Source organism: Flavobacterium sp. 2 (genome assembly GCF_049949195.1).
Classification (GTDB): Bacteria; Bacteroidota; Bacteroidia; order Flavobacteriales; family Flavobacteriaceae; genus Flavobacterium.
On record NZ_CP188206.1, the window covers coordinates 3,828,173 to 3,855,025 of the forward strand.

The following is a 26,853-nucleotide window of genomic DNA, read 5'->3' on the forward strand; positions in this document are numbered from 1 at the left end:
TTTATTTGATCGTTTCTACAACATTTCCACAAGTCAGCATAGAAGAACCGTAATACGGATTCTTAACTGCTTTTTCCTTGCTTAACCAGTCAGCATCTGCCATTGGGCAATATTGTTTGTAGATTGGCTGGTCTGGACTTGAAACTTTTATTAAATCGTAAGTGCTTTTAGATAAAGATTTAAAAGTCTCACGTTGTTTTTTAAGGTCTGTTGTTGCAGAAATGTTTTTCGCGTCAGCAGTTAATTTCTTTACCACTTTCATCCAAACGGTATGTTCGTTGCTTTTTAGTTTGTCCATTTTTACAGCTGTAATTGCTGTCAATAAAGCTGTGGCTTTTGCCGAAGTTAATTTGCTGTCACTTTTAATAAGCGCATCTTTTACATTGAAATAAGCATCATAAACAGATTGTAACTGACTAGCTTCAATAATTTCTGTTGTTCCTGATTCTGATTTTATTGTATTCGCCTGAATAGTATTTGAAGTGAAAACAAATGCGATTATTGCTGTTATAATTGATATTGACTTTTTCATTTTATATAGATTTAGAAGGAATTCGATTTCCTTAATTAGTTTTTATTTTTGAAATGATTAATGTAAATTGTGTTTGATTTAGAGCCAATTATGGCTGTTACAAATACAATTATTTTATTTTTGGCGGGGCCCAAATTGAAGTAAAACCATCCGAAATACTACTGTTTTTATAGTACATGATTGGTTTTTTAAAAGAAAAATGAAATAATTCGTTGTTAATGCCGAATTGATTTTCAGTTATTAAACTAAACTGTAAGCCTGAAGTAGTGCATCCGGAATGATTGCATTTTCCACTGCATCCGTGGTCGTCTTTTTTTGAATTATGAGTTTCTTTGCAACACTCTTTTTGACAAGAATCTTTAGCTGGATTCATTTTCTTTTCGCATAAATTTTTCTCCGCCGATTTTCCACAAGCATAACTCGCATTCGACATCATAAAGAAGCCAAAAGTTAAAATGAGAAATAATATGTGTACTTTTTTTGTCAAAGGAAATATATTGGTGATACAAATTTAGATAAAAATCTTTAGCTCAAATGTGTTTTAAGATTTCAATAACTAAAGCTTTTTGAAATCTGTTGGCTTCATGTTTTTTCTTTTCTTAAAATAATTAGACAGATGACTTTCATCGGTAAAACCAAATTCATACGCAATTTGTTTGATAGGCAACTGATTGTTGTGAATTCGTTTTTCAATCAAAGTAGTTCGCAGATTATTGATATAATCGCGATAACTTATTGAGAAAGTCCGCTTAAAATAGGCGCTGAAATAAGTTGGCGCAATATTAAAATGCTCTGCAATTACTTTAATCTGAACCAGTTTTGGCTGATAAATATTTTGATGAATGTAATTTGCAATTTGTTCATTGTCAATATGTGTCGATTTCAACTGAAGATTCATTCCACGTATTGTTTCTTTAATTAGTCCAAAAATGGAGAGAATCTGATAAAATACGATTGGCGAAGAAGTGACATCAACATATTGATCGTACGCTATAATATTGGCGACTGTATTTTCTAAGATAGTTTTGCAGGGTTCATCAAATTTCAGGACAGTTTCTTTCAGAATTTTATCTCGCATGAAACTTTCGGGCGTATTTACCAGGAATTCGTCGCAAGTTAAATTTTGTTTCGAATTGAAATAATTATCGGTGAATTTAATGTAAACAAAACGAGTCTTTTTTCTGATGTCGAAATAATGTTCGTCTTCAGGAGAAATCACAAACAAATCACCGGCTTTATAAGGGAGAAGATTTTTATTCAAATGATGAATACCGCTTCCTTTTTTAATATAGATAATTTCGTAATAGGTATGTGTATGCGGTGGAAGATGGAATTTCTCGTCTTCAAATTCATGAATCACTAAAGTTTCAAACTGATTTAATTTAGGCATGACTTAAATTTACAATTTTATGTCGTAAATATACAACTTATTTTGCGCTTAACGGTGTTAAATTTGCATCATAGAAAGTCTAATACTTTCTTGTGTAAAACAAATGAAAAAAAGTCTTATTGCGCTCTCGCTTGGGGGCTTAACTATTGGAATAACTGAATTTGTAATGATGGGTTTATTGCCTGATATTGCTTCAGATATGAAAGTTTCAATTCCGGTTGCCGGATATTTAATTTCATCGTATGCTTTGGGTGTTGTTATTGGCGCACCTTTATTAGTAATCTTAGGACGCAACTTTCCGCCAAAAAAAATGCTTATTATATTAGCGTTGATGCTAACAGTTTTTAATGCACTTTCGATAATTGCGCCAAATTATAATTTTCTATTTGCTTCGAGATTTCTTTCGGGATTACCACATGGAGCCTTTTTTGGTGTTGGAGCAGTAGTGGCAAGCCGTTTGGCTGATAAAGGAAAAGAAGCTCAGGCTATTTCTATTATGTTTGCCGGACTTACTTTGGCAAATTTAATTGGTGTACCAATTGGTACTTATATAGGGCACCATTTTATTTGGCGTTATACCTTTATATTAATCGCCTTTGTTGGTCTATTGACTCTTCTGTTTATTTCTTTATGGATGCCAAATCTGGAAAAAACCGGTGATGTAAATATGAGAACACAATTGCAGTTTTTTAAGAAAACAGAAGCTTGGTTGATTATCGGAATTACTGCTATTGGTTTTGGCGGACTGTTTGCATGGATCAGTTACATTGCACCTTTATTAATAAACATTTCTAAATTTTCACCTGAAGATGTCTCTTATATATTGATATTAGCTGGTCTTGGAATGGTTGTAGGGAATTTTGCAGGTGGTAAATTAGCCGATAAATATTTACCGGCACCAACCGTTTTGGCTTTACTATTTATAATGGTACTTGATTTACTAATGGTTTACTTTTTCTCTTTTAATCAATATGTATCATTATTCCTGACATTTTTAACTGGAGCGATTTCTTTTTCAGTAATTGCACCTATACAAATGCTTATGATTAAAACGGCCAAAGATGCTGAGATGATTGCATCGGCAGCGCTTCAGGGAAGTTTTAATATTGGAAATGCTTTAGGAGCATTTTTAGGTGGACTTCCGTTGGCGGCAGGTTATGATTTTGCTTCTCCAAATCTTATAGGAGTAGTGATGGCTGTAACAGGAATGATTATAACATTTACTTTAATGCAAAAACATAAAGCAAATTTGCAGCTTCAAAGAGCGTAAAAATTAACTAACATACTTTTCAAAAGTCCTTAAGCTTAATTGTTTAAGGACTTTTTTTATGCTTTATTTTAAGATTTATGAAAGTATTCTATTTCTATGGTTGTAGGAATTGGTTGGTTTTTTATTGATGTCTTAGGTTTTGTATAGTTTGTGTGCCCAGATTTTTTTATGTCTTGCGCAAACGATATTTTTTTCATGTAATCGATTGTTTTTTTGATAAAAACGAAAGAATTTAATATATCACAATAATATAATTACTATTTATTCATAATATAAATTACATATGTGGTATAAAAAAGTGCTTTTATTTTTGATATGTAATTTTTTTTAGCAAATTTTTATGAAAATTAATTTTTTATATAAAAAAAATATCTATGTTTGTGTAATCGATTACATGATTTGATTTCTGTTTATTTCAAATTGTTTTTTTAAAACGAAATCGATTGAAAAACCTTGCAGTTGCTTAGGTCTTTTAAAAATCAAAACCACATAACAATAAAAAATTAGAATTTCAAAACCACATAAATTACCATTAACCAATTAATAACTTAAACAATAAACCATGAACTTTAAAGAATTTTTAAACAAAGGAGCAAATTATTGCTCTGCACTTGTTTTCTTATTGTGCTTGCTTATGAGTAGTCAGGTAAATGCACAGACTACAACTATAGAGGGAACCGTTAAGGATGCTGCCGGACTTACTTTGCCGGGAGTTAATGTACTTGAAAAAGGAACAAAAAATGGGGTTTCTTCTGATTTTGACGGACGTTATAAAATCAAATTAACGAACCCTAAAGCTGTTTTAACTTTTTCTTTTATCGGATTCGGAACTAAAGAAATTCCTGTTGCGGGAAAGACTAAAGTAGATGTAGTTTTAGCAGAAGATTCTAATAACTTGAATGAGGTTGTTGTAATTGGATATGGAACATCTAAGAAATCTGATTTAACTGGAGCAGTTGCTACATTTTCAGGAAATGAAGTGCGCAAGATTCCGGTTCCTAACGTTGCAGAAGCTTTAACAGGACGTATTGCCGGAGTATCAGTAACTTCTTCTGAAGGTTCACCAGACTCAAATGTTCAGATCAGAATTCGTGGAAACGGATCTTTAAGTCAGGATGCATCTCCATTATATATTGTAGACGGATTTCCTGTAAACAATATCAATGATATTTCTTCTTCTGATATTGAAACAATGACCGTATTGAAAGATGCGTCATCAACTGCAATTTATGGTTCTAGAGGAGCTTATGGAGTTATTATTGTTACGACGAAAAAAGGTAAAGATGGTAAAATAGCAGTAAACTTTAATATGTTCTACGGAATGAAACAGATGGCTAATACTATTCCTGTTACATCTCCTGAGGATTATGTGAAATGGCAATATGAATATGCATTGCTTGATCAAACAGATAAAACTATTTTGAGTAACCCAAGTTCTTACACAAAATATTTTGGTAACTGGCAAGATTATGACCAGTACAAAGGTATGAAAGGAAACGACTGGCAAAAACAAGTTTTTGGCCGTACAGGTGAAGTTCAAAGCCGTGACTTGTCTATCCGCGGAGGTTCTGATAAAATAAACTATAATTTCAACTATGCTCATTATGATGAAAAAGCAATTATGATGGGATCAGATTTCAACAGAAACAACTTGTCTCTTGCTTTAAACAGCAAAGCTTCTGACAAAATAGATTTGTCTTTTACAGTGCGTTATTCAGATACTGAAATTAATGGTGCAGGTATGAATGAGCAAAATGAGGTTTCATCAGCAGATTCTCGTTTAAAAAATATTGTTGGATATGCTCCAATCCCGGTTCCGGGTTTGACTACAGATGATACAGACGAAGCTGTAGCAAACAATTTGACACACCCTTTTGTGGCAATTGTAGATAATAACCGTCAGCAGTTTAGAAAAAACTTCAATACTTTAGGAAGTTTTTCATGGAAATTGACTCAGGATTTGGTTTTTAAAACAGAATTAGGTTTAGATAATTATAACTTTCAAGATTATCGTTTCTACGGACGTACAACATATTATGTGAAAAATAACCCTGCGGCAGAAAGACAAGGAATGCCAGCTATGATAATGGCAGACAGAAAAGATACTCGTTTTAGAAATGCGAACACACTTAATTATGATTTGAAAAAATTAGTTGGAGAAAATCATAATTTGAAATTACTTTTTGGAGAAGAATCTATAGAATATAAGAGAAATGACCTTACAAGTACAATTCAGGGATATCCATTATCTTTTGAATTAGATCAGGCTAAAAAATTGACTACTCAGGGAACTCCAGTTTCAGTTGATAATTTCTATTCTCCAGATGACAAATTGCTTTCTTTCTTCGGGCGTGCTAATTATGATTATAAAGACAAATATCTTTTTACAGCGACTTATCGTGCCGATGGTTCTAGTAAATTCTTAGGAGATAATAAATGGGGATTTTTCCCAGCGGCAGCGGCAGCTTGGAAAATATCAGGAGAAGAATTCTTGAAAGATGCTTCATGGATCAATTTGCTTAAATTAAGAGTGAGTTATGGTGAGGCTGGAAACAATAATATTCCAACTGGACAAATGGTTCAAAGTTTTATCTCTTCTACATCTACTTGGATCAATGGAGTTGATAATTTCTGGGCAGCTTCTAAAACAATGGCTAATCCAGATTTAAAATGGGAAACAACTGTTACTCAAAATATCGGTTTAGATTTTGACTTGTTCAAAAATAAAGTGACAGGATCTGTCGAAGTATATAAAAATAAGACAAAAGATTTATTAATGCTTTTCCCAATTTCTGGAGGTTATGATAATCAATACAGAAACATGGGGGAGATTCAAAACAGCGGGGTTGAAGCAACTTTAAACCTTAATCTTATTGAAAGAGAAAAGTACGGAGTAAGTTTATCTTTCAACGCTGCATTTAATACGAACAAAATTAACTCGCTTGGTGTAATGAATAACTTTACTGCATCATCAGGATGGGCTTCTTCGTCAATTACTGGAGATTATTTAGTAAACGTTGGTCAGCCATTAGGTATCATGTATGGATATAAGAGTGATGGACGTTATGAAGTTAGCGACTTTGATTATGCAGCCGGAGCTTATACTTTAAAAGGTGGAGTACCAGATGGTAGTACAGTAGTGGGCAAAATGCAACCAGGAGCTATGAAATTAAAAGATATTGATGGTGATGGAAAAGTAAATGCAAATGATTTAACTGTTATTGGAAATGCAAATCCAAAAAGCACTGGTGGTATGGTGTTGAATGCAAATGCTTACGGATTTGATCTTTCTGCAGCTTTTAACTGGAGTATTGGAAACGATGTTTATAATGCAAACAAAGTTGAATTTGCAACTTCAATTCCAAATGGACAATATAGAAATTTAGGTGCTGAGATGGCAGACGGACAAAGATGGACAAATCTTGATCCTTCAACTGGACAATTAGTAACAGATCCTGCTGCATTGACTACTTTAAATGCTAATACTACAATGTGGTCGCCTTACATGCCTCGTTATGTTTTTAGCGACTGGGCTGTTGAGGATGGTTCTTTCTTGAGGCTTAATACTTTAAGTTTAGGTTATACTGCGCCAAACAATTTAATTTCTGCTTTAGGAGTTTCTAAACTAAGATTTTATTTTACAGCTAGTAATGTTTTTGTTTGGACTAATTATTCAGGTCCAGATCCTGAATCTTCAACTAGAAGAAATACGCCTTACACACCGGGAGTTGATTATTCAGCTTATCCGCGAAGCAAACAGTTAATTTTTGGTCTAAACCTTAATTTTTAATTCAGTAAAACTTTCACAAGATGAAACATAAAATATTAATAGCAGGAATGTTTGTTGCAAGCCTTTTTGCTTCTTGCTCAGACGATTATTTAGATGCTCCGGCACAATCGACATTAGATGAATCTGTTATTTTTTCTAGTCCAGGATTAGCCGAAGCCGCAATTGACGGTATTAAGATTCCGTTTGCAGAAACCAACTCATATAGAGGACGTTTTCTTCCTTTTTACGGATTGAACACAGATACAGAATGGTACAATTCTTCGCAAACTGTAAGTGATGCTTCGGATTTATGTACTTATGATGCAAAACCGAATAACTCACAGATGAACACTACTAATAATGCTTGGGCAATGATGTATTCAGGTATTGAACGTGCTAACATTTGTATTCGTGGTTTGCGTGCTTATGGTAATCCAACTCCGGGATCTCAATTAGGATATTTATTAGGAGAGGCGCTGACTTTAAGAGCAATTTATTATGCTGATTTGGTAAAAGCCTGGGGAGATGTGCCTGGAAGATTTGAGCCATTAAATAATGCAACTATTTATGTTGGAAAAACAAGCAGAGATGAAATTTATAAACAGCTTCTAGCTGATTTAGGTGAAGCAGCAACATTGGTTCCTTGGCCAGGTGAAATTAAAGAAACTACTAGTGTAGAGAGAATTAATAAAGCTTTTGTAAAAGGATTACGTGCTCGTTTAGCAATGGTTGCAAGTGGTTATCAACAATATCCTGACGGTATCAGAAGAAGTACTGATCCTGCTTTGTCAGTTGCTAATATGTATGCATTGGCTTTAGCTGAATCTCGTTCGGTTATTGCAAGTGGATCTGCGCATTTAGAATCTTCATTTGAAACATTTTGGAAAAAATACAATCAGGAATATATTGTTGCAGGAGGAGAATCGTTATGGGAACTTCCTTTCTCAGATGGTAGAGGCCGTATGTTGTTTACTTTTGCTGTTCGCCATACTACAAATGATCAATTCCATGCCAATGGAGCAAACCGCGGAGGAACTGCGGGACCGCTTCCAACTGTATTCTATGATTACGACGTGAAAGATACACGAAGAGATGTAACTTGTGTTCCTTACAAATACGGAACAGCTGTCAATAATATCGCAAAACAAGAATTAGGAACATTAAATACATGGTATTTCGGGAAATACCGTTATGAGTGGATGACACGTTTTGTTACTTCAACAAACGATGATGGAGTGAATAAAATTTATATGCGTTATGCCGAAGTTCTATTAATTGCGGCTGAAGCTGCAAATGAATTAGAAGGCCCAGCTGCAGCAGCACCATATTTAAAAGAAGTTAGAAGAAGAGCATTTGCAACAGCTGATCAGGCAACAAAAGTTGAAGATTATGTAAATAGTAAGTCAACAAAAGATGCAATGTTTAAAGCGCTTGTTGATGAAAACAAATATGAGTTTACAGGTGAAATGGAGCGTAAACAAAATCTTATTCGTTGGAATTTACTTAAAGCAAAATTAGACGAAGCTAAAGTGAACATGAAAAGTTTAGCAGATCATACAGGAAATTATGCAACTGTTCCAACAACATTATACTATAAGTTCAAAGCAGATAACGTAAGTCTTGATATTTATGGTTTGAACAAAGGAGAAACTACTAATCCGGGAGCTGGTTACACAAGCATTGCATGGACATGGACTGGTGCGGCAGCCGATACTAAGATCAATACTTTGTACAAACCAGGAGTTAATCCTGACAATAGACAATTCTGGCCAATATGGCAAGTGTTCCTTGAGGGAAGCAACGGAAAATTGACTAATGATTACGGGTATTAATAAGTTTCTGAAAATTAATAAAGTATAATTATGAAAACAAAATATATAATAAAAGGAGTATTTGCTGCATTAGCTCTGATGTTGACTCTTTCTTCTTGTGACACTTTTCAAGAAGAAGTAATTGACAGTTTGGATGTAAACAGAGCGTTTTCTCCAATTGAACTAAAAGCGACAGTTAGAAATGAGACTTCAGTTGAATTGAATTGGACTGTAAAACCAGATGCAGATCATTATGTAGTGCAATTTAGTGCAGATGATATTGATTTTAAAACCATTTATAAAACAGTAAATGTTGCTCCAGATGAATTGCCTGTAAAAGTGCAACTTGAAGGAGAAACAGTTTATTCAATTAGAGTAAAAGCAGTAAGTTCAACAGGTCTTGAAGATTCTAAATGGTCGGTTACTACTGCTACAACTTTGTCTGAGCAATTGCTATATGCGGTTCTGCCAGCAGACATTGAAGCTAAGCAAGTAACTTTAAGATGGCCTGCAAATACAAACGCTACACAAATTACATTGCAACCAGGCAACGTTACTCACACAATTACTGCGGCTGAAAAAACTGCAGGAGTAGCTGTAGTGACAGGTCTTACAAGTGAAACAGCTTATACAGCTACTTTGTTAAACGGAACTAAGAAACGTGGTACAGCAACTTTCACAACTGGTATCGATATTGGAACAGGAATTTTGGTTAAAGCGGATGATAATTTATTGCAAAAAATTATTGACGCACCTGCTGGATCTGTTTTGGTATTAATGCCGGGTGATTATATAGCAGATAATCAAGTTGGAACAATTAACATAAATAAAGAAATCACATTACGAGGATTGCGCGTAGATAACAAACCGAAACTGCATGTGAATTTTGTAATGGTTACGGGATCGGCTAATCTTAGTTTGATAGATTTAGATTTAAAAGGTGATAAAGGCGCTGGTGCCGCAGCTGTTTCTGTAATAAAATACAATGACAATAGTGTTTCTTATGGCGATCTTTTAATAAGCGGTTGCAATATTCATGATTACGGAATATCATTAATTAGTGCCAATTTAAATGCTGCAAAAGTGTCTTCGATAACAGTAGATAATTCAATTGTTACAAATATATTAACAGCTAATGGAGAGTTTATAGATTTTAGAGGTTCACAGTTAGCGAAACTTACTCTTAAAAACAGTACATTTAATAATGTTGCAACAGCTAGATATTTTATTCGTGCAGATGCGGGGCTTACAGGATTAACTTCTACTATTGTAATTGATGCTTGTACAATCAATAATCCGAATATGATTGCTGCGAACACTAACGGAATTTTGTATACTCGTTTTGTTACTACTAGTTCAATTACGGTACGCAATACATTGTTTTCGAATACGGCAGCACCATATACAAGAGAGACTGCAACACCAAATCCAACATTTGTAAGTAATAATTATTTTAATTGTCCAAATTTAAATAGTACTGCTGGAGCGCTTGCTAATAACAGACCTGACTTATCAGCAACTGCAACTGCATTAGACCCACAGTTTGTAAGTGCTGCTACAGGAAACTTTAAAGTACAGAATCAAACGTTGATTGATAATAAAATTGGAGACCCGCGTTGGCTTAAATAAATATTTTATAGTTAGTTTGAAAAGGGATGCAGTACTAAACTGCATCCCTTTTTTGTTTTATAGAAAATGAAATTTATTGAACTTGCCGAATTATTCTAATTCAATACAATCGAAAATGCCATTGTTTAATATTAAATTGACTATTTCGTGTTCACTATCAATTCGCAAAATATTATCACAGTCTTCAAGGTCAAAATTCCATAAAGTTTCTGGCAATATTTCGTGAAGCAAGGCCGAAGCCGATTCTAATTTTGACGGACTGTCAACGGAAGTTTTAAATACATAAATCATAATTTGCATTTTTTGAACGGGCAAATTTCTGAAAAATGTCTTAGTAATTGCTAGGATTGTATAATCAATAATTAGGACTTATCAATCATTTTTCGATATTGAATTGGAGAAATCCCTTCGTGTTTTTTGAAAAACCGGCTAAAATAAGACTGATCTTCATGACCAACCTGTGCTGCAATTTCGTTAATAGAAAGTGTAGTTTGAAAGAGTAAATATTTGGCTTCCAATAATATGTTCTCATCAATCCATTTTACTGCAGATTTTCCAGTTACTGTTTTTACACATTTGTTCAAATGATTGGGAGTAACGTTAAGCAATGAAGCATAATGATTGACCTGATGCTGGTTTTTTATATGAAGATGAATTAATTCTTTGAATTTATTAGTGATGATTTCTGCAGCCGAAATAGGTTTAGAAAATTTAACCGAGTTTTTATTCATTTCATAAAACAAGGCAATCAAATAAGTTTGAACTATATTCAAGTCTGCAAGATTTGTATCGTTGTATTCTTTTTGTAAGCGATTAAAAATAGTTGTAATTAAAGGCACATCTTCAATAGATAATTTTGTTTTTGGATTTCCAGAAATTTTTAAAAAGTCAAAATCGTTAAGCATTTCCCGATTTCCGAATTTTCCAATTAGAATGTCGGGATGAAATTGGCAAATATAGCCGCTGTGTATATTATTAACATTATCAAGCGAGAAGATTTGGCCTGCAGGCACCACAATTATTTCATTATTGATGGTTGTATATTCCTGATATCCTAATTTCATAACATGCTGACCTGATGAAATAAAAATCAAAGTATGGCAAGAATGTTTAGAAGGGGGAACTGGATGTTGCATATGCATCATTTCCTCAATTTCAAGACAGAAAAAATGATCCGAATTCGATTTAAAAAGTAAATGAATAGGATTGTTTTCTCCTAAAAACTTCTCTCGAAATCCTTTTGGAGTATACGTTTTTATTTTCTCAATTGACCTTGATTTCATTTTTAATAATACAATCTAAAATCAAGCAATTTGCAAAGTGCATAATGTTTTTGGTACAATTCTTCAACCACTTCAGTAAGATCATCATTTTCCTGATACAGACTAAAAAAAGCCTTATCGATTGTACTGTAACTGGCTATTTTATTATAAGAAGATCCATAACCTGAAATAGCACGTGCGCCGGTAATATCTAGAAAATATTGTGCTTCGTCGTCGTTGAGGTCGAGTCGTTTTTTATTGGCAAAATGAATAATTTTTCCTTTCATTTTTCCTTCAAAAAGCTCGGCTATTTCTTCGATGCTGTAATAATAATCGTGAAGACAAATGTTGTTCTCCTGTCCGGGCATAACCAAATAAATGATTTCATAATCCTTAAAATTATGGTCGTCATACAAAAGAGTATTCAAACTTTCCTCTAAACCTTCAATCGTATCACAGGTTTTATGAATACTGGAAATACCTTGGTCGATAGCAATTTCTTCCAGATTTTTAACCACATCGGTAGTTGTAACCTCATCAACATCAGGAACTCCTTCGAGGCAAAAAATAAATTTTTCGTTTTCCATACGAATGTCTTTTTCGTTTCTTTTAAAAATAGAAATGTGGTTTTAGACAAAAGTATTTTTTTAGACGGAAAAACTGTTATGACATTGAGATTTTAACGTGGATTTTTGATTTGATTAAAGTTTAGGAAACCTAATACTAACTATTTATTGACCATATTTAAGAGCTCCCAGCAGTTCCGTTAAATCAACTACGGCATATGTCGAAGAATAATCAGAAACGGCATATGGCAAAATAAGGCTGTTATTATGAATAATAGCACCGCAGGAATAAACTACGTTAGGCACATAGCCTTCTCGTTCATCTTCTAAGGGTGCAAGCAATGGTTCGCGGAGTCTTCCAATTTCTTTTGAAGGATCGTCCAAATCAAAAAGTGAAGCCCCGATACAATAACGTCTCATTGCTCCAACGCCGTGCGTAATTACAAGCCAGCCTTCTGATGTCCAGAGCGGTGATCCGCAGTTTCCAATTTGTGTAAATTCCCAAGTGTATTTTGGTTTCTGCAATAAAATCGGATTGTTCCATTGAGTTGCTCTTTCGGAGTACATAAGGTAATTGTTGACGCCATCAATTCGGGCAAGCATCGCATATTTGCCTTTTATTTTTTTAGGAAATAGCGCCAGATTTTTATTTTGTGCACCATCACCATGTAAAGGCAATACTCGAAACGAGTAAAAATCTTCGGTCAAAATCAGTTTTGGTAAAATCGCATGTCCGTTGTATGCAGTATATGTTGCCATCACACGAGAAGAACCATCATCATCTGTGAAACGTACAAAACGGGCATCTTCTATACCACGGCTTTCAGAATCAGAAATTGGAAAAATGACACGTTCTGTAATATCTGAATCGTGACTGAACTGAACATCATAGAAAGAATTGGCAAGCCATATTATTTCCTCTAATGCAGTTCTTCTTTCCTGACGAATTGAAGGATCACTTAAAGCGGTATTAACCATGTTTTTCAAAACAACAAACTCAAATGCATCTGGCAAATCCTGCATAATTTGGTCGATGTATTTGTTCGAGGTATGCATTTCAGACAATTTTGTCAGAAATCGTTCTTTATTCAATAATGTTTTATGTTCAATTTCGGCTTTATCAATTTGATTGCCAATTTTCATTATCTGTAAATTATTGTCTTTGTCAAGAATTCCTCTTCTAAAAACGATAGAAGAAATATGTCCTTCTCCGGTTGCTCTAAACGAAATAATAATTCGTTTTTCGCCAATTTCAAGTCCCGATTGATCAAAATCTTCTATAATTGAAGGATTAAAAATGGCAGCAGATTCGATTGCATATTCCATAGTGCAATAAGATCCTATCAGCATTTTTCTGTTGAGTGACAATGCTTCGTAGTCAATTTGCATGGCTTCAATCTGCGGTTTTATTAGTTCGCAGTGTCGAAAAAATATGGCAGAAATATTTCGGTGTCTTCTCGCAAATTCACGAAGTGTCTGCTCGAGTGTTTCATAAACCTGTTTTTCATCAAGTGCCATTATCCGTATTACCATCTGCTGGGTTCGCTCATCGCCGTTCATAAAATATCGGGCAACAACTCTTCTCGAATCTGGGGTAAATTTTATGTTTTTTCGGACAACGGATACTCGCATAGTTTTACTTTTTTAAGTACAATAAATAAGTGTTTTTAGTAAAATTATTTCGGGGTAATTTTAATTTGCTTTGGGAAATATAGAATACTAGCGTGTGAACAAGAAAATTATTGTATCATGTTCTTAAGCATAAACAAGTTAGTGATTTTGAGAACGAAAAAAAACTTTATTATTAAAAATTTTGCATTTGCGTTTAAACATTTAGGGTAAATAATATAGAGAAGGTGGTTTAAAAAATAGATAAAAAGTAAAATTTCAATTTTATAAGGAAAAGCAAACTTTTAGAATCATTAGTTTTTTATAAAAATTAATAATATCTAGCTCAAAACGCATTAAAAGGCAGTTTTTAGCCTATAATTGATAAGTATTTGATGGGGTGTTTTGAAAAAAATCTGAACTTTTGTAACCTTAATTTTTGTGATAAAAATTTAACTTTAGAGTCTTAAGAAATCAAAAAAATAAGTTTTTAGTTATGAGAAAAATCACATTGCTCTGTTATGCTTTTTTGTTTATTGGAAAAACAATGGCTCAGGAAGTTCCATTGTTATCTAATATTTCGGCAAGAAATAATATTAATTTAAACGGAAAATGGCATTATATTGTAGATCCACTTGAAAATGGATATTATGATTATCGTTTGATGCCTTTAAAAGACAATGGATTTTTTGAAAACAAAAAATTCAATACTTCAGAATTGTCGGAGTATAATTTCGCAACTTCAGCAGTTATGGATATTCCGTCAGACTGGAATTCAAAGGATGAAAGATTGTTTTTTTATGAAGGAACAGTTTGGTTTCAAAAAGACTTTAATTATAAAAAAGATGCAAACAGCAAAGGGATTCTTCACTTTGGGGCGGTTAACTATGATGCGAAAGTTTATGTAAACGGAAAATTAGCCGGAACTCACATTGGCGGTTATACGCCTTTTAATTTTGATGTAACCAATTTATTGGTTGACGGAAATAATTTTGTAGTGGTTAAAGTAGACAATAAACGCCATAAAGATAATGTTCCAACGGTAAATATGGATTGGTGGAATTATGGTGGAATTACTAGAGATGTTACTCTGGCTCAGGTTCCAAATACATATATCGAAGATTATTTGGTTCAATTGGATAAAAAAGAAAAAGGAAAAATTTCGGGTTGGGTTAAGTTGAATAGTGAAACGGCAAATCAGTCGGTTTCGATTTCTGTTCCCGAATTAAAAATCAAAAAAGAGGTGAAAACTGATGCCAAAGGAATGGCTTATTTTGAATTAAAAGCAAATCCAGTTTTATGGACTCCTGAAAATCCAAAATTATATGATGTAACAATCAGCAAAGCGGATGAAAATATTGCGGATAAAATTGGCTTTAGAACTATTGAAACAAAAGGAAAAGAAATTTTGTTAAACGGTAAAAAAGTCTTTTTGCGAGGAATAAGTATTCATGAAGAAGCGCCGTTCAGGTCCGGAAGAGCCTGGTCTACAGAAGATGCTCATACTTTGTTGACATGGGCAAAAGAATTAGGTTGCAATTATGTTCGTTTAGCACATTATCCTCATAATGAAAATATGGTAAAAGAAGCCGAAAAAATGGGATTGATGATTTGGTCAGAAGTTCCGGTTTACTGGACAATTTCATGGACAAATCCAGCTACTTATGCAAATGCAGAACATCAATTGCATGATATGATTTACAGAGATAAAAATCGTTGCGGAATTGTAATTTGGTCGATTGCAAACGAAACTCCTCATGGTGATGATAGAGATGTTTTCTTAAGTAAATTAGCAAAATATGCGCGTACAAAAGATAATTCCCGATTAATCAGTATGGCGATGGAAGTAACCAAAAGCCCAAACAACATCAATACACTTCAGGATAATATGAATGAATATGTTGACATTGTAAGTTTTAACCAATATTTAGGCTGGTACAGAGGAACAAACGAATCTTGCAAGGACATGCAATGGGTAATTCCATATAACAAACCCGTTATTGTGAGTGAATTTGGAGGTGAAGCTTTGCAAGGTTTGCATGGGGACAAGAAAGAGCGTTGGAACGAAGAATATCAGGAAGAATTGTATATTCAGAATACTCAAATGTTCAATCGTATTGAAGGTTTGGCGGGAGTTTCACCTTGGATTTTAGTTGACTTTAGATCACCAAGAAGACAATTGCCAAACATTCAGGATTTCTTTAATCGAAAAGGTTTAATTTCAAGTAACGGAATAAAAAAGAAAGCTTTTTATGTCATGAAAGATTGGTATGCCCAAAAGGAAAAAGAATACAAGAATAATTAAGAACATTTTCTAAAAAGTTAAAAACCTTCAGAGTCATTTTGATTTTGAAGGTTTTGTGTTTTTTGCGTAATTTTAACTTGAAAAATACAATTTAAATGGAAGTAGAAATTGTCATCAGATTGCTTTTAGCTGCATTTTGGGGAGCTTTAATTGGTGCTGAAAGAGAATATAGAGGAAAAGCGGCAGGTCTTCGAACCACAATAATGATTTCTGTGGGCGCTTGTTTCTTTACATTTATGTCTCAATGGATTGGCGGACCTGGAAACGCAGACAGAATTGCTTCAAACATTGTAACTGGTCTAGGATTTTTATGTGCTGGAGTTATTTTCAGGTCAGATAATCACGTTACAGGTATTACAACAGCGGCTACAATATGGTCTGTCGCGGCTGTGAGTATGGGAGTAGGAGCGGGTTATTATTTTGCTTCGGCTTGCGCTGCATTGATGATTCTTTTGATTTTAACTTTTCTTACCGTTCTTCAAGATAAGATAGATATTAGTAATGAACATAAAATCCTTCGTGTTACATTTAACCGCAACAATGACGGTTATAAAAGATGTAAAGAATTGTTCTCTGACTACTCAATAAAATCAAAATTGGTTATCCAACGTCGTAATCTGGATCATATAACTTTAGAATGGCAGGTTCATGCTTCTAAACATGAAATGGAATCGCTCTCTGCAGCACTTTTGCAAGATCCAATTTTTGAAGAATTGATTTTGTGACATAAATAATTCTTCTTGTAAAAAGAACTTTTCATTAATGTAGCATAAACAATTTTAAGCGTATTTTTGCGACCTGAAATTAAAATCTCTCATGATAAAAATTAATCAAACGGAATCTTTTGCCGTTGAAGATATATTATTCTGTTTTGCTCTTGAATCTGAAGCAGAAGAAGTTTTTAAAGAAAATAATGTTGTATTTACTGGAATCGGAAAAGTTAATGCAGCTTATGAATTGTCAAAAGCAATTCAAAATAAAAGACCTTCAATAATTATAAATTTAGGATCGGCAGGAAGTAGCAGTTTTCAAAAAGGAGATGTAATTTGTTGTACCAAATTTGTGCAACGAGATATGGACGTTCGGGGCTTGGGTTTTGCATTATATGAAACGCCATTATCAGGTTTGCCTCTGGTTTTAGAATATGGTTTGCTAATGGATAATCTTCAGGAAGGTATTTGCGGAACTGGCGATAATTTCGAAATGGAGCATTCTTCTCACGTATATAATGTTGTAGATATGGAAGCTTATGCTTTGGCGATGATTGCAATGAAAGAAAATATTCCGTTTTTATGCCTTAAATATATTTCTGATGGAGCCGATGATAATGCAGCAGAAGATTGGACGATTCAGGTTCATAAAGCCGCAATAGCTTACGGAAAAATTTTAGGATTGATTTAAATATAAAAACCCTTAACATGAAAGTTAAGGGTTTTGTGTTTTTGTAAAACAATCTATTTCACAACATAAGAAACAGCATCTGCTTCGCAAAGTCTGAAATAGCCCAATGCGTAGTTATTGGCATTGTTTGTATTGACAATATTTCCTCTAATATTTCCCGGCGGAACCTGAAACGGATTTGAGTTTGAAGCGTCTAAAATTAATTTCATATAATTAAAAAAGTTTTTAGAAATACCTCGATGTAAAATGTTTAAAGTATTTCCGGGCTTCATATCTTCATGCGAATATCTTGTACTGATTTCATTTCCATTATAAAAATCGTCATTTGTTATTTCGTATTCCGGAAATATTAAAAACTCGCTTTGATAATCGGTTAAGTAAAAATTGACTTGATCTGCTGGGTCTTTGTAATAAAAAGTGACTTCAATTACATCTTCTCCACCAAAATCAGGAACAATTTTCTGCTCCACTTTATCGATTGGTGTTGCTGAAGTTAGTTTTTCTACAGCAGTAAAACTTTGTCCCTCAGCCTGAACAAATAATTTATAATCCATGTTGATGACTGGAACAAAATTAGTGCACTTATAAACTCCAGTCGCCGTTTCTGTAAAAGTGAAAACATCACCATTGCTATTTTCCACTCGAACTTGTGCTCCAGAAACTTTTGGTGTTGAACCATTGTAATAAGGAGCTGTTTTACTAATTTTTATCGTTTGCTCATTTCCAGCAGTTCCTTTTTTCCAGACAATTTCGGCATCGATTACAATTTGGGTCTCGCCGGTTTCTAAATCCAGATTTACAACATCTTCGCAGGAACTAAAAAACAGAACCAAAATCAGACTTATAAATGCCAATGCTCTATTCATGACTTTATATTTTTTTAATTTATTCATCGCATTAAAATTTAAAATTATAAGAAACTCCAGGAACAATCCCGAAGATGGATAGTCTTCGAGTTTCATTAAGTCCAGTATCTTCGTTTGTTGTAAAATTCATTGAAGCTGCATTTTTTCGGTTGTAGATATTGTAAATACTAAATACCCAATAGCTTTGCCATCCTTTCTTTTTTTCTGGTTTTGGCGTATAAGTTGCAGCGACATCAAGGTGATGGAAAAGAGGAAGCCTGTTTTCGTTTCTCAAAGAATAATTAGGAACATGAATACCTCCAAATTCATAATAACCATTTGCATACGTTACCGGTTGACCTGATTGTAAAGTGAAATTACCATTAAATGACCATTTTGGACTGAATTCATAACTACCAACAACGCTTAAATTATGCAGTTTGTCATATCCAGATAAATACCAGTCACCGTTTGCGATTCCCGGTTCTTCAGGAGTTCTTCCAGGTGTTTTTTGTTCTGCGCGTGACAAAGTGTAAGAAATCCATCCGGTAAAATTTCCTGTGTTTTTTCTAAGCAATAATTCCATTCCGTATGATCTGGCTTTTCCGTTTAGAATAACTTGTTCAATATTGTTGTTGGCCAAAACATCAGCTCCATCAATATAATCGATTCGATTTTTAACATTTTTATAAAAAAGCTCTCCTTCAAAAGAATAATCGCCATCCTTGAAATTTTTAAAATAACCCATTGCATATTGATCCAGCATTTGCGGTTTTGGAAAAGGTCCGCTCGGTGTCCAAATGCTCATTGGCAGCGGAGATTGCGTATTTGATAAAATATGAATGTATTGCGCCATTCTGTTGTAGCTTGCCTTAATCGAAGTGTTATCATTAAAAGCATAAGACAAAGCGGCTCTAGGTTCAAAATTGTTGAAACTGCTTATCTTCTTTCCTTTTCCATAAGAAATTGTTCCCGTTGGAGTTCCTTCCTGATAAATATTATAGAGCGGATTAAAAACAACAGCCTGACCATTTTCATAAGTACTGATTTCTTCTGAACCTAAACGATAAAACATGCTATAGCGTAGTCCGTATCTGAAATTTAGTTTTTCTGTAATTTGATTTTCAAAATCAATAAATGCAGAAGTTTCTAAAGCATATTTTTTGTCCAATTGCTGATAATTAAACTGCGAATCAATACTTGTTGGCTGCACAACTCCCGGATTAAAATTGTAATACAAACCATCAATTCCGTAGTTGATTTTGAATTTTTCTGATTGCTGATAAAACCAATTGTATTTCAAACCGTAGCTTTTGATATTGCTATCCCATTCAAAATTTTCTGAAGAAAGTCCTAAATTGAATTTATAATCACTGTAAAATGCAGAAAGATTGGTGTTTAAGCGATCTGAAAACTTATGTTTCCAACTTAAAATTCCCATTGTACTTCCGTATTTGCTAGAGAAACGATCGTTGATGTCAAAAACATCATTTCCGAAATATCCAGAAAAAGTCAAAGTATTATTAGCATTAAAGCGATAATTGAATTTGGCATTCAAATCATAAAACATAGCCGAATTTTTATTGTCGGCCAATTTTAAAAATAAATGCGCATAGGAAGCTCGGCCAGAAAGAATAAACGAGCCTTTGTCTTTTTGAATTGGACCTTGAACCAAAAGTCGGCTAGAAATTATTCCAATTCCGCCATTTACTTTATAATTTTGAAAATCTCCGGTTTGCTGCGTAACATCCAAAACAGAAGAAACACGTCCTCCATATTTTGAAGGAATTCCGCCTTTGTATAATTCTAAACCGCTAATAGCATCGGCATTGAAAATCGAGAAAAATCCAAACATATGCGAATCTGCATAAACAGGTGCTCCGTCTAAAAGAATTAAATTTTGGTCAGCAGCGCCTCCGCGCACATTAAACCCTGATGAAGCTTCTCCTGCATTGGTAACTCCCGGCAAAGTCAAAATCGATTTTAGAGGATCTGGTTCGCCCATTGCAACAGGAATTCTTTTTATTTCCTGCATCGAAAGCTTATTAACGCTCATTTGCGTGTTTTTGATATCAGTAGCTTTGTTTGTAGTTACAATAACTTCGCCTAATTGTTGACTATCAGATTCAATATTGAAGTTAATATTAGCATCATCAGAAATTGTAATTTGTTTTTCCTGATTTTTAAATCCAACGTAGCTAATTACAAAAGTATAAGTGCCATTTGGGACTTCAATGCTGAATTTTCCATTATAATCCGTTACGGTGCCGGTTTCCAATTCTTTAATAAAAACATTGGCACCAATAACGGGTTGTTTTTCATCATCAATAATCTGGCCTTTCAGCTTGCTTTTTTTTTTAGCTTGTTTTTGAGATTGAGATTTCTGCTTCACAAAAATATTATTGCCAACAATAGAAAATTGTACCGTTGCCGTTTTGTTTAATTCTGAAATCAGTTTCTCAACTTCGATTTGCTTGTATGTGTTTTTCTTGGTGAAATATTTTTTATCGGTGTCGATTTGATCTGTAAAAGCAAATTTAAAATCGGTTTGATTTTCAATCTGCTTAAAGAATTCTTTTAAGGTTACGTTTTTATCTACAGTTACAGTCACCTTTTGAGCAGACGCCAATAAACTGATTAAAAAAAAGCATGCTGAAATTATATGCTTCATGAAATTTTGTATTTTTGGATTATTATTAAATGGAATAACCTCGTGTTATCCTGATTATAAGGAGGATGTGTAGTTTCGCGGCTTGCATCCTTTTTTCTTTTCTACTGAAAAGTAATCTGTTTTAAATCTTCATTTATTTCAAAATTTAGGTTATACATTTCTGATATTAATTGTACAATTATTTTTAAATCCTCTTTTTTATTGATTCGGATTGTGATTTTCTGATCTAAATTTTCCTTCGGAAGAATTACTTTATAACCATAATTTTCTTCAATATATTGGCTTACTTCAGAAAGTTTTTGATTGTCAAAGTCAATGAATCGGCTAAATTCAGTTACCGAAGCAGTTTGATTTCCGTAAGTGAATTTTTCTCCCGGCTTCAAAATCCATTTTTGATTTTGGCCTTTTACATTCATCTGAACACTTCCTTCATAAAGTTCAACCGTTACTTTTTCATCTTCAGTTTCATTTACTGTAAAAGAAGTTCCTAATACGGTAGTTGTCGTTTCATTACAAAAAACCTGAAACGGATGTTGTTTGTCTTTTTTTACTTTGAAATAGACAAGACCATCAATTTCAATTTTTCGATTCAAAGCAAAATTATGTCCATAAGTGATTTTAGAATTCGGACTCAATTCGACTTTTGAATCATCTGGCAAGACAACAGATTTTATTTTTGAAGAGGTATTTTCAATTACGTTTTCGGCAAGAATTACATTTTTTGGTTGAGGTTTATTGTTAAAGAAAATTCCACTTCCAATCAAAACAAAAAGCAAAACTGTTGCAGCCGCATAATAGCGCCAAGGTTTTGTTTTCTTTTTCTTCGTAGCAAAAGTTTTTGAATGGAATTGTTTCCAGCAAGCTTCTTTATCGTTGTCAGAATTTGAAACAGGAGTTTCGTCCCATAATTTTTTAAATTCTTCGTCAAAGTTTTCCTTATCCATGATTTTGGGGTATTAAATGATTTGACAATGAAAACCTTGTTTGCTGAAAACTCGATAAACCATTTCTTTAATATCACGATTGGTTTCGATTTTCAGAATGGTTTCCTGACCTTTTTTATCGAAATTTATGATACAATCTGAAATGACGAATTGTAAAAGAGCGACAAGTAAACTTGCGTCTTTTTTTGTTTTGACATTGGTTTTATATGCTTCAATATGCATTTTCTGTTCTTGTTTTTTATATATAACAAACGAGAACAAAAAAGTTCCTAATGGTTTTCGATTTTTTTCCGAATAAATTTACTGGCAAGATAAATATGATTGGCAATGGTCTTTTCAGAAAGATCCGTAATTTCTGCAATCTCCTTATAGCTAAGGTTTTCCAGTTTGTGTAAAGTAAATATTTTTTGTTGCTGCTCCGGAAGCTGATTGATGAAACTGTGTAATTTTTCACTTCTCTCATCAAAAACTGTTGAATCAGTTTCTTCCTGTAAGATATCAACTTGAGGATCAAGCTGAATTATTTTGTTTTCTCTATTAATGTGATTGAGAATGATATTCTTGCAGATGACAAATAATTGTTTGTCCAGCAAAACATCTTCGTTAAGTAATTCTCTTTTGTTGTATAATCGTATGAAAGTCTCCTGAACAAAATCTTCAGGTGTAAGTACAGAAGAGTTAAATCGTCTGGCAATGCTTATCAATTTATCATAGTAATTGAAATACACCTCTTTGAAGGCGGCTTCATTACCCTTTTTTAAACTTGAGATAAACTTTTTATTGTCCATAACGAAAATATAGCAACTAGTTTTTAACTAGTCTAAACTCATTGGTTTCAATATTATTGTATTCAAAAATTGATCAATTTCAATTGCGAATGTAACAAGTTGCAAAGAACCACAATTAAATTCTATATTTTGACGCTGATATTGGAAAATGTTACAAAAAATAGATTGTTTTTTATTTCGAAATAATCTACAGAACAAAAAAAGCCGTTAAAAAATTAACGGCTTTTGTATACAATGCAATGAAATATGTTGTAATGGTATTATTTGACAATTTGAGCTTCAGGAAATTTCCAAGTGCCATTTAAAACTTCTTTATGCGGACGATAAAGTCTTACCCAATAATTCCAGCCAGCAACTGTTGGAATGCAATTTGGTGTTTTTCCGTCACAACCGCCAAATTGTATGGTTACAGATCCGTCAGCATCTTTTTTTGCAGTAATATTATTCAATGTATAAGCGTCAAGATCATTTTTTTCAAAATAGCCGTCTTTATTATAAACACTTACAGACCAAAATCCATCAACTGGTACATTTTTTACTTTTAATTTATAGACCGTTTTTCCATCATTTTTGGCAGGATTGACTGAAAGATAAAGAGCATCTTTTTCAGGATTTCCTCCCCATCCGGTAGCACTTCCAATTAAATGAAGTGTTTCGTCTACTTTTCCTCTTGGACCAAACATTCCTTTTGTGTCAGATAGTTTTTTGGATACTTCAATTAATGAATCCCTAACTTTCTTTTGGCTTGCTTTATCCCAATTTGGAATTTCAAAAGTACCTTTCTCTTTTTGGTCAATTTTAATTGCATTTTGTAAAGCGGTTACAATTGGCAAATCTTTCGGATCATTTGGGTTGATAAAGGTTCGAATTCCTAACATTAAGTAACGTGTGCCGACTTTTTCTTTAGTAAAAGTAAAAGTTCCGGGCGCATAATAAGTTTCGGAATATTGATCTTGGTCGAATGTCTGCATCGACATGAATCGTTTGCCTGGATTTGGCAGTGTAACTGTTACGGGGCCGGCGTCGAGATCAAAAACACCAGACGAATATAAAACATCGCGATTGGCACGAATAACAGTTTGATTATCTATGGGCATTAAGGTTCTGAAATGAAAAATAGCACCAGTACCATTTGATTGTTTAACAGAAGTGCTAAAATACAAATCGGTTTCTGCTCGATTAAAATTAGCGGCAGTTACAAGATCGCCACTTTTTGAAGATAAAGAATCTGTTGTTGTAACGACTGAATCTTTTTTTGTTGATTCAGAATTCGTTGCTGGATTTTTTTTGCAGGCAAAAGCCAGAAATGATAAAACTAATAAAACCATTCCTGATGATAATTTCTGTTTGATTTTCATAAGATTTAAGTTTTAATGAGAAATAAAAAAAGTATTTTTTGTAAAATTCTGCTTACTAAGTTATGAAATTATTTTAAGTCTTATGTTTTAATTGTTTGGTTAAGTGGTTTTTATGTTGTTGTGGAATTTGTTTTTTGTGAAGTTATTATTGAAGGAAAGCCAAGTTTAAATAAAAAGCCCTTAAACATATTGCTTAAGGGCTTTTTTTATTTGTATAGAATATTTATTCCTCATTCTGTAAACTGTCAGCTGCAGAAATCTGATCCAGAATATTCGTTTGATTTGGCGAAATGTAGTTTTTGTTTTCGATGGTAGCTTCTTTCTTAAAAAGAAGATCTAATGCATTATATAGTTTTAATAAAACATCTCTATCTGCTTTTTCTATTTCTAAAGCAGTATTAAAGTTAAAAACATAATTATTCGAATTTCGTACTTCGACTTTTATTGTTTTAGATGTGATTTTAAATTTAACTATATCCATACGTGTGTAAATTACTTTGTGCAAGGTACTAATTTAATAAAATTCCTTGCAAAATAATGAGTTAATTCAAATAAAAAACCCCTAAACATTGCTGTTTAAGGGTTTTACCTGTTGTAGCGAGGACGGGAGTTGAACCCGTGACCTCAGGGTTATGAATCCTGCGCTCTAACCAACTGAGCTACCTCGCCTGGACTACAAGTGGAATGATTTCCTCATTGCGGGTGCAAAGATAAAAATAATATTAAAGCATACAAGCATAAAATGAAGAAAAAAAAATATTTTTAAAAACGCATTGTTTTTGGACATATATTCTTATATTTCGAAAAAATTAAACGCAGCACATGGATTCAAAAATACGTTACGAAATCGAGTTCCCGATCAATTCTTCGCCGCAATTATTGTATCAATATATATCAACGCCTTCAGGTTTGTCTGAATGGTTTGCAGACAATGTAAATTCAAGAGGTGAATTTTTTACCTTTATTTGGAATGACTCGCAGGAAAAAGCGCGTTTGGCATCTAAAAAAACGGGTGAGAAAGTAAAGTTTAAATGGGTTGATGAAAGCAGTAAGGATACGGAGTATTTTTTTGAACTTCATATTTTAGTTGACGAATTAACTAAAGATGTATCTTTAATGGTAGTTGATTTTGCTGAAAAAGAAGAAGTAGGAGAGGCTAAACAATTGTGGGAGAATCAAATCTCAGACCTAAAACATCTTATAGGTTCTGTTTAGTATAAAACTATTTTATACCTTATATTTGCCCTGAACAAAATTCAGGGTTTTTTTATGATCAATTTTAACGGAAACGTAACGCAGGAAGAAAATATATTAACTCAAAATCGTGCCTTTTTATATGGAGACGGCGTTTTTGAAACAGTGAAGATTTTAAACAATAAAATTTTATTTCTGGAAGATCATTATTTCCGCTTAATGGCTTCAATGCGTGTGGTTCGAATGGAGATTCCAATGAATTTTACTATGGAGTATTTTGAAGAACAAATTTTAAAACTTGTTCAGGAAAAAAATATTTCTAATTCAGCAAGAGCCAGAATTACTGTTTATAGAAATGATGGCGGATTGTATTTGCCAAAAACAAATGAAGTTTCTTTTTTAATTCACGCAACGCCGCTTGAAGGTACTCTGTATGTTGTTAATACGGTTGAATATGAAGTAGATTTGTATAAAGACTTCTATGTGACGAAACAATTATTATCGTCGATTAAAACGACTAATAAGATGATTAATGTAACGGGAAGTATTTTTGCTCATGAAAATGGTCTGGCTAACTGCATTTTAGTAAATGATACAAAAAATGTAGTCGAAGCTCTTCAGGGAAATTTATTCATGCTTACAGGGAAGAAATTGATCACTCCTCCAATTTCTGAAGGATGTTTGAACGGAATTATGCGTAAACAAATTTTGGCCATAGCTAAAAAAGTAGAAGGCATAGAAATTTCCGAAGAAATAATTTCACCGTTCGATCTTCAAAAAGCCGACGAATTATTTCTGACAAATGTAATCACGGGAATACAACCGATAACTAAATATCGAAAAAAAGATTTTACAAGCAATCTGGCTCATTTATTAGTGCAGAAGCTAAATGAATCCATATCTGAAAATTAATTCAGATATGGGTTTTCAGGTGCGTTGGACCAAATAAGATAATCACCACCAAGCTCAATGATTTGTTCTTTCCAAAAGTGAGTGGTCGATTTTCCGATAATTTTGTTTTTGTAATTATTATCGGCAATGATCCAGGAGTTTCCCTGCATTTCATTTTCAAGCTGATTCTCATCCCAGCCGGTATATCCTAAGAAAAAACGAATGTTATTTTTACTAATAGATCCGTCGTTTATTAAGTCTTTCGTGGATTCAAAATCACCGCCCCAATAAATTCCATTAGAAATCTCGACACTATTCGGGATCAGTTCAGGAATATTGTGAATGAAATATAGATTGTCCTGTTCAACAGGGCCTCCGTTGTATATTTTGAAGTTCGCATCAATCTCTGGTATTAAATCATTAATAGTGTATTTTAAAGGCTTATTAATGATAAAACCAATTGATCCTTCCTTGTTATGGTCTGCTAATAAAATTACCGATCTGTTAAAAGATAAATCTCCAATTATTGAAGGCTCGGCAATAAGCAGGTGTCCTTTTTTTAATTTTTCTGAAATCATACGGCTACAATTTTTATTAAATTTAGTCATAAAATTTCGAA

At 33.3% G+C, this 26,853-nt stretch carries 24 protein-coding genes and 1 tRNA gene; 9 read left to right on the forward strand and 16 right to left on the reverse strand.

All coding sequences use genetic code 11. The features are described from left to right. Position 1: 1 nt before the first annotated feature. The 3 genes from ACNFIH_RS16645 to ACNFIH_RS16655 all read right to left on the reverse strand — a co-directional run bounded on the left by ACNFIH_RS16645 (position 2) and on the right by ACNFIH_RS16655 (position 1,922). Positions 2 to 532 (reverse strand): DUF3347 domain-containing protein, encoded by a 531-nt coding sequence (locus ACNFIH_RS16645; RefSeq protein WP_035649816.1) that lies wholly within the window; start codon positions 530 to 532, stop codon positions 2 to 4. A 109-nt stretch (positions 533 to 641) separates the two neighbouring features. After that, positions 642 to 1,019 carry a hypothetical protein gene (locus ACNFIH_RS16650; protein WP_426483974.1) on the reverse strand — a complete coding sequence of 126 codons (378 nt, stop codon included), beginning with the start codon at positions 1,017 to 1,019 and terminating at the stop codon, positions 642 to 644. 69 nt (positions 1,020 to 1,088) lie between these two features. Beyond that, a complete protein-coding gene (locus tag ACNFIH_RS16655; protein WP_035649811.1) occupies positions 1,089 to 1,922 on the reverse strand; it encodes an AraC family transcriptional regulator in 834 nt (277 codons plus the stop codon). A 103-nt stretch (positions 1,923 to 2,025) separates the two neighbouring features. Here ACNFIH_RS16655 and ACNFIH_RS16660 point away from each other — a divergent pair, with 103 nt between their 5' ends. The 4 genes from ACNFIH_RS16660 (at position 2,026) to ACNFIH_RS16675 (ending at position 10,401) form a co-directional block, all read left to right on the forward strand. Next, positions 2,026 to 3,192, forward strand: a complete 1,167-nt coding sequence (locus ACNFIH_RS16660; protein ID WP_426483975.1) for an MFS transporter — start codon at positions 2,026 to 2,028, stop codon at positions 3,190 to 3,192. 562 nt (positions 3,193 to 3,754) lie between these two features. Next, on the forward strand, positions 3,755 to 6,982 hold the full coding sequence (locus ACNFIH_RS16665; RefSeq protein ID WP_426483976.1) for a SusC/RagA family TonB-linked outer membrane protein: 3,228 nt from the start codon (positions 3,755 to 3,757) through the stop codon (positions 6,980 to 6,982). A 20-nt stretch (positions 6,983 to 7,002) separates the two neighbouring features. Continuing rightward, positions 7,003 to 8,793 (forward strand): RagB/SusD family nutrient uptake outer membrane protein, encoded by a 1,791-nt coding sequence (locus ACNFIH_RS16670; protein WP_426483977.1) that lies wholly within the window; start codon positions 7,003 to 7,005, stop codon positions 8,791 to 8,793. Positions 8,794 to 8,823: 30 nt separating this feature from the next. Further along, complete coding sequence (locus ACNFIH_RS16675) at positions 8,824 to 10,401, forward strand: DUF5123 domain-containing protein (protein ID WP_426483978.1); 1,578 nt, start codon at positions 8,824 to 8,826, stop codon at positions 10,399 to 10,401. Between the two features lie 90 nt (positions 10,402 to 10,491). Here the strand turns inward: ACNFIH_RS16675 and ACNFIH_RS16680 are convergent, their stop codons facing one another. The 4 genes from ACNFIH_RS16680 to ACNFIH_RS16695 all read right to left on the reverse strand — a co-directional run bounded on the left by ACNFIH_RS16680 (position 10,492) and on the right by ACNFIH_RS16695 (position 13,861). Further along, the gene (locus ACNFIH_RS16680) at positions 10,492 to 10,692 is read right to left on the reverse strand and encodes a hypothetical protein (protein WP_426483979.1); all 201 of its coding nucleotides are present in this window, start codon (positions 10,690 to 10,692) and stop codon (positions 10,492 to 10,494) included. 71 nt (positions 10,693 to 10,763) lie between these two features. Continuing rightward, on the reverse strand, positions 10,764 to 11,684 hold the full coding sequence (locus ACNFIH_RS16685; protein ID WP_426483980.1) for a helix-turn-helix domain-containing protein: 921 nt from the start codon (positions 11,682 to 11,684) through the stop codon (positions 10,764 to 10,766). Positions 11,685 to 11,686: 2 nt separating this feature from the next. Continuing rightward, complete coding sequence (locus ACNFIH_RS16690; protein ID WP_426483981.1) at positions 11,687 to 12,250, reverse strand: DUF6642 family protein; 564 nt, start codon at positions 12,248 to 12,250, stop codon at positions 11,687 to 11,689. Between the two features lie 144 nt (positions 12,251 to 12,394). Beyond that, positions 12,395 to 13,861 carry a glycoside hydrolase family 130 protein gene (locus tag ACNFIH_RS16695; RefSeq protein ID WP_426483982.1) on the reverse strand — a complete coding sequence of 489 codons (1,467 nt, stop codon included), beginning with the start codon at positions 13,859 to 13,861 and terminating at the stop codon, positions 12,395 to 12,397. A gap of 472 nt (positions 13,862 to 14,333) precedes the next feature. Between ACNFIH_RS16695 and ACNFIH_RS16700 the strand changes: the two genes are divergently transcribed. The 3 genes from ACNFIH_RS16700 (at position 14,334) to ACNFIH_RS16710 (ending at position 17,543) form a co-directional block, all read left to right on the forward strand. Next, the gene (locus tag ACNFIH_RS16700; protein ID WP_426483983.1) at positions 14,334 to 16,142 is read left to right on the forward strand and encodes a glycoside hydrolase family 2 protein; all 1,809 of its coding nucleotides are present in this window, start codon (positions 14,334 to 14,336) and stop codon (positions 16,140 to 16,142) included. Positions 16,143 to 16,237: 95 nt separating this feature from the next. Beyond that, complete coding sequence (locus ACNFIH_RS16705) at positions 16,238 to 16,867, forward strand: MgtC/SapB family protein (protein ID WP_426483984.1); 630 nt, start codon at positions 16,238 to 16,240, stop codon at positions 16,865 to 16,867. Between the two features lie 91 nt (positions 16,868 to 16,958). After that, a complete protein-coding gene (locus ACNFIH_RS16710; RefSeq protein ID WP_426483985.1) occupies positions 16,959 to 17,543 on the forward strand; it encodes a nucleosidase in 585 nt (194 codons plus the stop codon). A 53-nt stretch (positions 17,544 to 17,596) separates the two neighbouring features. Here ACNFIH_RS16710 and ACNFIH_RS16715 read toward each other — a convergent pair whose 3' ends face one another. The 8 genes from ACNFIH_RS16715 to ACNFIH_RS16750 form a co-directional block, all read right to left on the reverse strand. Then, positions 17,597 to 18,436, reverse strand: coding sequence for a DUF4249 family protein (locus tag ACNFIH_RS16715; RefSeq protein ID WP_426483986.1), 840 nt, complete (start codon positions 18,434 to 18,436; stop codon positions 17,597 to 17,599). Between the two features lie 4 nt (positions 18,437 to 18,440). Further along, entirely contained in the window at positions 18,441 to 21,059 is a 2,619-nt protein-coding gene (locus tag ACNFIH_RS16720) for a TonB-dependent receptor (protein ID WP_426483987.1), read from the reverse strand. Between the two features lie 101 nt (positions 21,060 to 21,160). Further along, positions 21,161 to 22,003 (reverse strand): FecR family protein, encoded by an 843-nt coding sequence (locus tag ACNFIH_RS16725; RefSeq protein WP_426483988.1) that lies wholly within the window; start codon positions 22,001 to 22,003, stop codon positions 21,161 to 21,163. A gap of 12 nt (positions 22,004 to 22,015) precedes the next feature. Further along, on the reverse strand, positions 22,016 to 22,225 hold the full coding sequence (locus tag ACNFIH_RS16730; protein ID WP_142451834.1) for a hypothetical protein: 210 nt from the start codon (positions 22,223 to 22,225) through the stop codon (positions 22,016 to 22,018). Between the two features lie 47 nt (positions 22,226 to 22,272). Beyond that, positions 22,273 to 22,791: an RNA polymerase sigma factor gene (locus tag ACNFIH_RS16735; protein ID WP_142451833.1), complete on the reverse strand. Its 519-nt coding sequence runs from the start codon at positions 22,789 to 22,791 to the stop codon at positions 22,273 to 22,275. A gap of 260 nt (positions 22,792 to 23,051) precedes the next feature. Further along, positions 23,052 to 24,149, reverse strand: a complete 1,098-nt coding sequence (locus ACNFIH_RS16740; RefSeq protein ID WP_426483989.1) for a DUF1214 domain-containing protein — start codon at positions 24,147 to 24,149, stop codon at positions 23,052 to 23,054. A gap of 223 nt (positions 24,150 to 24,372) precedes the next feature. After that, positions 24,373 to 24,630, reverse strand: coding sequence for a hypothetical protein (locus ACNFIH_RS16745; protein WP_035649773.1), 258 nt, complete (start codon positions 24,628 to 24,630; stop codon positions 24,373 to 24,375). A 114-nt stretch (positions 24,631 to 24,744) separates the two neighbouring features. Continuing rightward, positions 24,745 to 24,818, reverse strand: a tRNA-Met gene (locus ACNFIH_RS16750). Between the two features lie 153 nt (positions 24,819 to 24,971). Here ACNFIH_RS16750 and ACNFIH_RS16755 point away from each other — a divergent pair. Both ACNFIH_RS16755 and ACNFIH_RS16760 read left to right on the forward strand, forming a co-directional pair. After that, a complete protein-coding gene (locus ACNFIH_RS16755; RefSeq protein ID WP_026727620.1) occupies positions 24,972 to 25,364 on the forward strand; it encodes an START-like domain-containing protein in 393 nt (130 codons plus the stop codon). Positions 25,365 to 25,418: 54 nt separating this feature from the next. Continuing rightward, the gene (locus ACNFIH_RS16760) at positions 25,419 to 26,255 is read left to right on the forward strand and encodes an aminotransferase class IV (protein ID WP_426483990.1); all 837 of its coding nucleotides are present in this window, start codon (positions 25,419 to 25,421) and stop codon (positions 26,253 to 26,255) included. Here the strand turns inward: ACNFIH_RS16760 and ACNFIH_RS16765 are convergent. Then, positions 26,252 to 26,812 carry a YqgE/AlgH family protein gene (locus ACNFIH_RS16765; protein ID WP_026727618.1) on the reverse strand — a complete coding sequence of 187 codons (561 nt, stop codon included), beginning with the start codon at positions 26,810 to 26,812 and terminating at the stop codon, positions 26,252 to 26,254. The genes ACNFIH_RS16760 and ACNFIH_RS16765 overlap by 4 nt on opposite strands. Between the last annotated feature and the right edge of the window lie 41 nt (positions 26,813 to 26,853).

Excerpts from the sequence above, each read along its gene's own strand:
- ACNFIH_RS16645 (WP_035649816.1), bottom strand. The coding sequence starts at position 532 with ATGAAAAAGTCAATATCAATTATAACAGCAATAATCGCATTTGTTTTC.
- ACNFIH_RS16655 (WP_035649811.1), bottom strand. The coding sequence starts at position 1,922 with ATGCCTAAATTAAATCAGTTTGAAACTTTAGTGATTCATGAATTTGAA.
- ACNFIH_RS16660 (WP_426483975.1), top strand. The coding sequence starts at position 2,026 with ATGAAAAAAAGTCTTATTGCGCTCTCGCTTGGGGGCTTAACTATTGGA.
- ACNFIH_RS16665 (WP_426483976.1), top strand. The coding sequence starts at position 3,755 with ATGAACTTTAAAGAATTTTTAAACAAAGGAGCAAATTATTGCTCTGCA.
- ACNFIH_RS16670 (WP_426483977.1), top strand. The coding sequence starts at position 7,003 with ATGAAACATAAAATATTAATAGCAGGAATGTTTGTTGCAAGCCTTTTT.
- ACNFIH_RS16675 (WP_426483978.1), top strand. The coding sequence starts at position 8,824 with ATGAAAACAAAATATATAATAAAAGGAGTATTTGCTGCATTAGCTCTG.
- ACNFIH_RS16680 (WP_426483979.1), bottom strand. The coding sequence starts at position 10,692 with ATGATTTATGTATTTAAAACTTCCGTTGACAGTCCGTCAAAATTAGAA.
- ACNFIH_RS16685 (WP_426483980.1), bottom strand. The coding sequence starts at position 11,684 with ATGAAATCAAGGTCAATTGAGAAAATAAAAACGTATACTCCAAAAGGA.
- ACNFIH_RS16690 (WP_426483981.1), bottom strand. The coding sequence starts at position 12,250 with ATGGAAAACGAAAAATTTATTTTTTGCCTCGAAGGAGTTCCTGATGTT.
- ACNFIH_RS16695 (WP_426483982.1), bottom strand. The coding sequence starts at position 13,861 with ATGCGAGTATCCGTTGTCCGAAAAAACATAAAATTTACCCCAGATTCG.
- ACNFIH_RS16700 (WP_426483983.1), top strand. The coding sequence starts at position 14,334 with ATGAGAAAAATCACATTGCTCTGTTATGCTTTTTTGTTTATTGGAAAA.
- ACNFIH_RS16705 (WP_426483984.1), top strand. The coding sequence starts at position 16,238 with ATGGAAGTAGAAATTGTCATCAGATTGCTTTTAGCTGCATTTTGGGGA.
- ACNFIH_RS16710 (WP_426483985.1), top strand. The coding sequence starts at position 16,959 with ATGATAAAAATTAATCAAACGGAATCTTTTGCCGTTGAAGATATATTA.
- ACNFIH_RS16715 (WP_426483986.1), bottom strand. The coding sequence starts at position 18,436 with ATGAATAAATTAAAAAAATATAAAGTCATGAATAGAGCATTGGCATTT.
- ACNFIH_RS16720 (WP_426483987.1), bottom strand. The coding sequence starts at position 21,059 with ATGAAGCATATAATTTCAGCATGCTTTTTTTTAATCAGTTTATTGGCG.
- ACNFIH_RS16725 (WP_426483988.1), bottom strand. The coding sequence starts at position 22,003 with ATGGATAAGGAAAACTTTGACGAAGAATTTAAAAAATTATGGGACGAA.
- ACNFIH_RS16730 (WP_142451834.1), bottom strand. The coding sequence starts at position 22,225 with ATGCATATTGAAGCATATAAAACCAATGTCAAAACAAAAAAAGACGCA.
- ACNFIH_RS16735 (WP_142451833.1), bottom strand. The coding sequence starts at position 22,791 with ATGGACAATAAAAAGTTTATCTCAAGTTTAAAAAAGGGTAATGAAGCC.
- ACNFIH_RS16740 (WP_426483989.1), bottom strand. The coding sequence starts at position 24,149 with ATGAAAATCAAACAGAAATTATCATCAGGAATGGTTTTATTAGTTTTA.
- ACNFIH_RS16745 (WP_035649773.1), bottom strand. The coding sequence starts at position 24,630 with ATGGATATAGTTAAATTTAAAATCACATCTAAAACAATAAAAGTCGAA.
- ACNFIH_RS16755 (WP_026727620.1), top strand. The coding sequence starts at position 24,972 with ATGGATTCAAAAATACGTTACGAAATCGAGTTCCCGATCAATTCTTCG.
- ACNFIH_RS16760 (WP_426483990.1), top strand. The coding sequence starts at position 25,419 with ATGATCAATTTTAACGGAAACGTAACGCAGGAAGAAAATATATTAACT.
- ACNFIH_RS16765 (WP_026727618.1), bottom strand. The coding sequence starts at position 26,812 with ATGATTTCAGAAAAATTAAAAAAAGGACACCTGCTTATTGCCGAGCCT.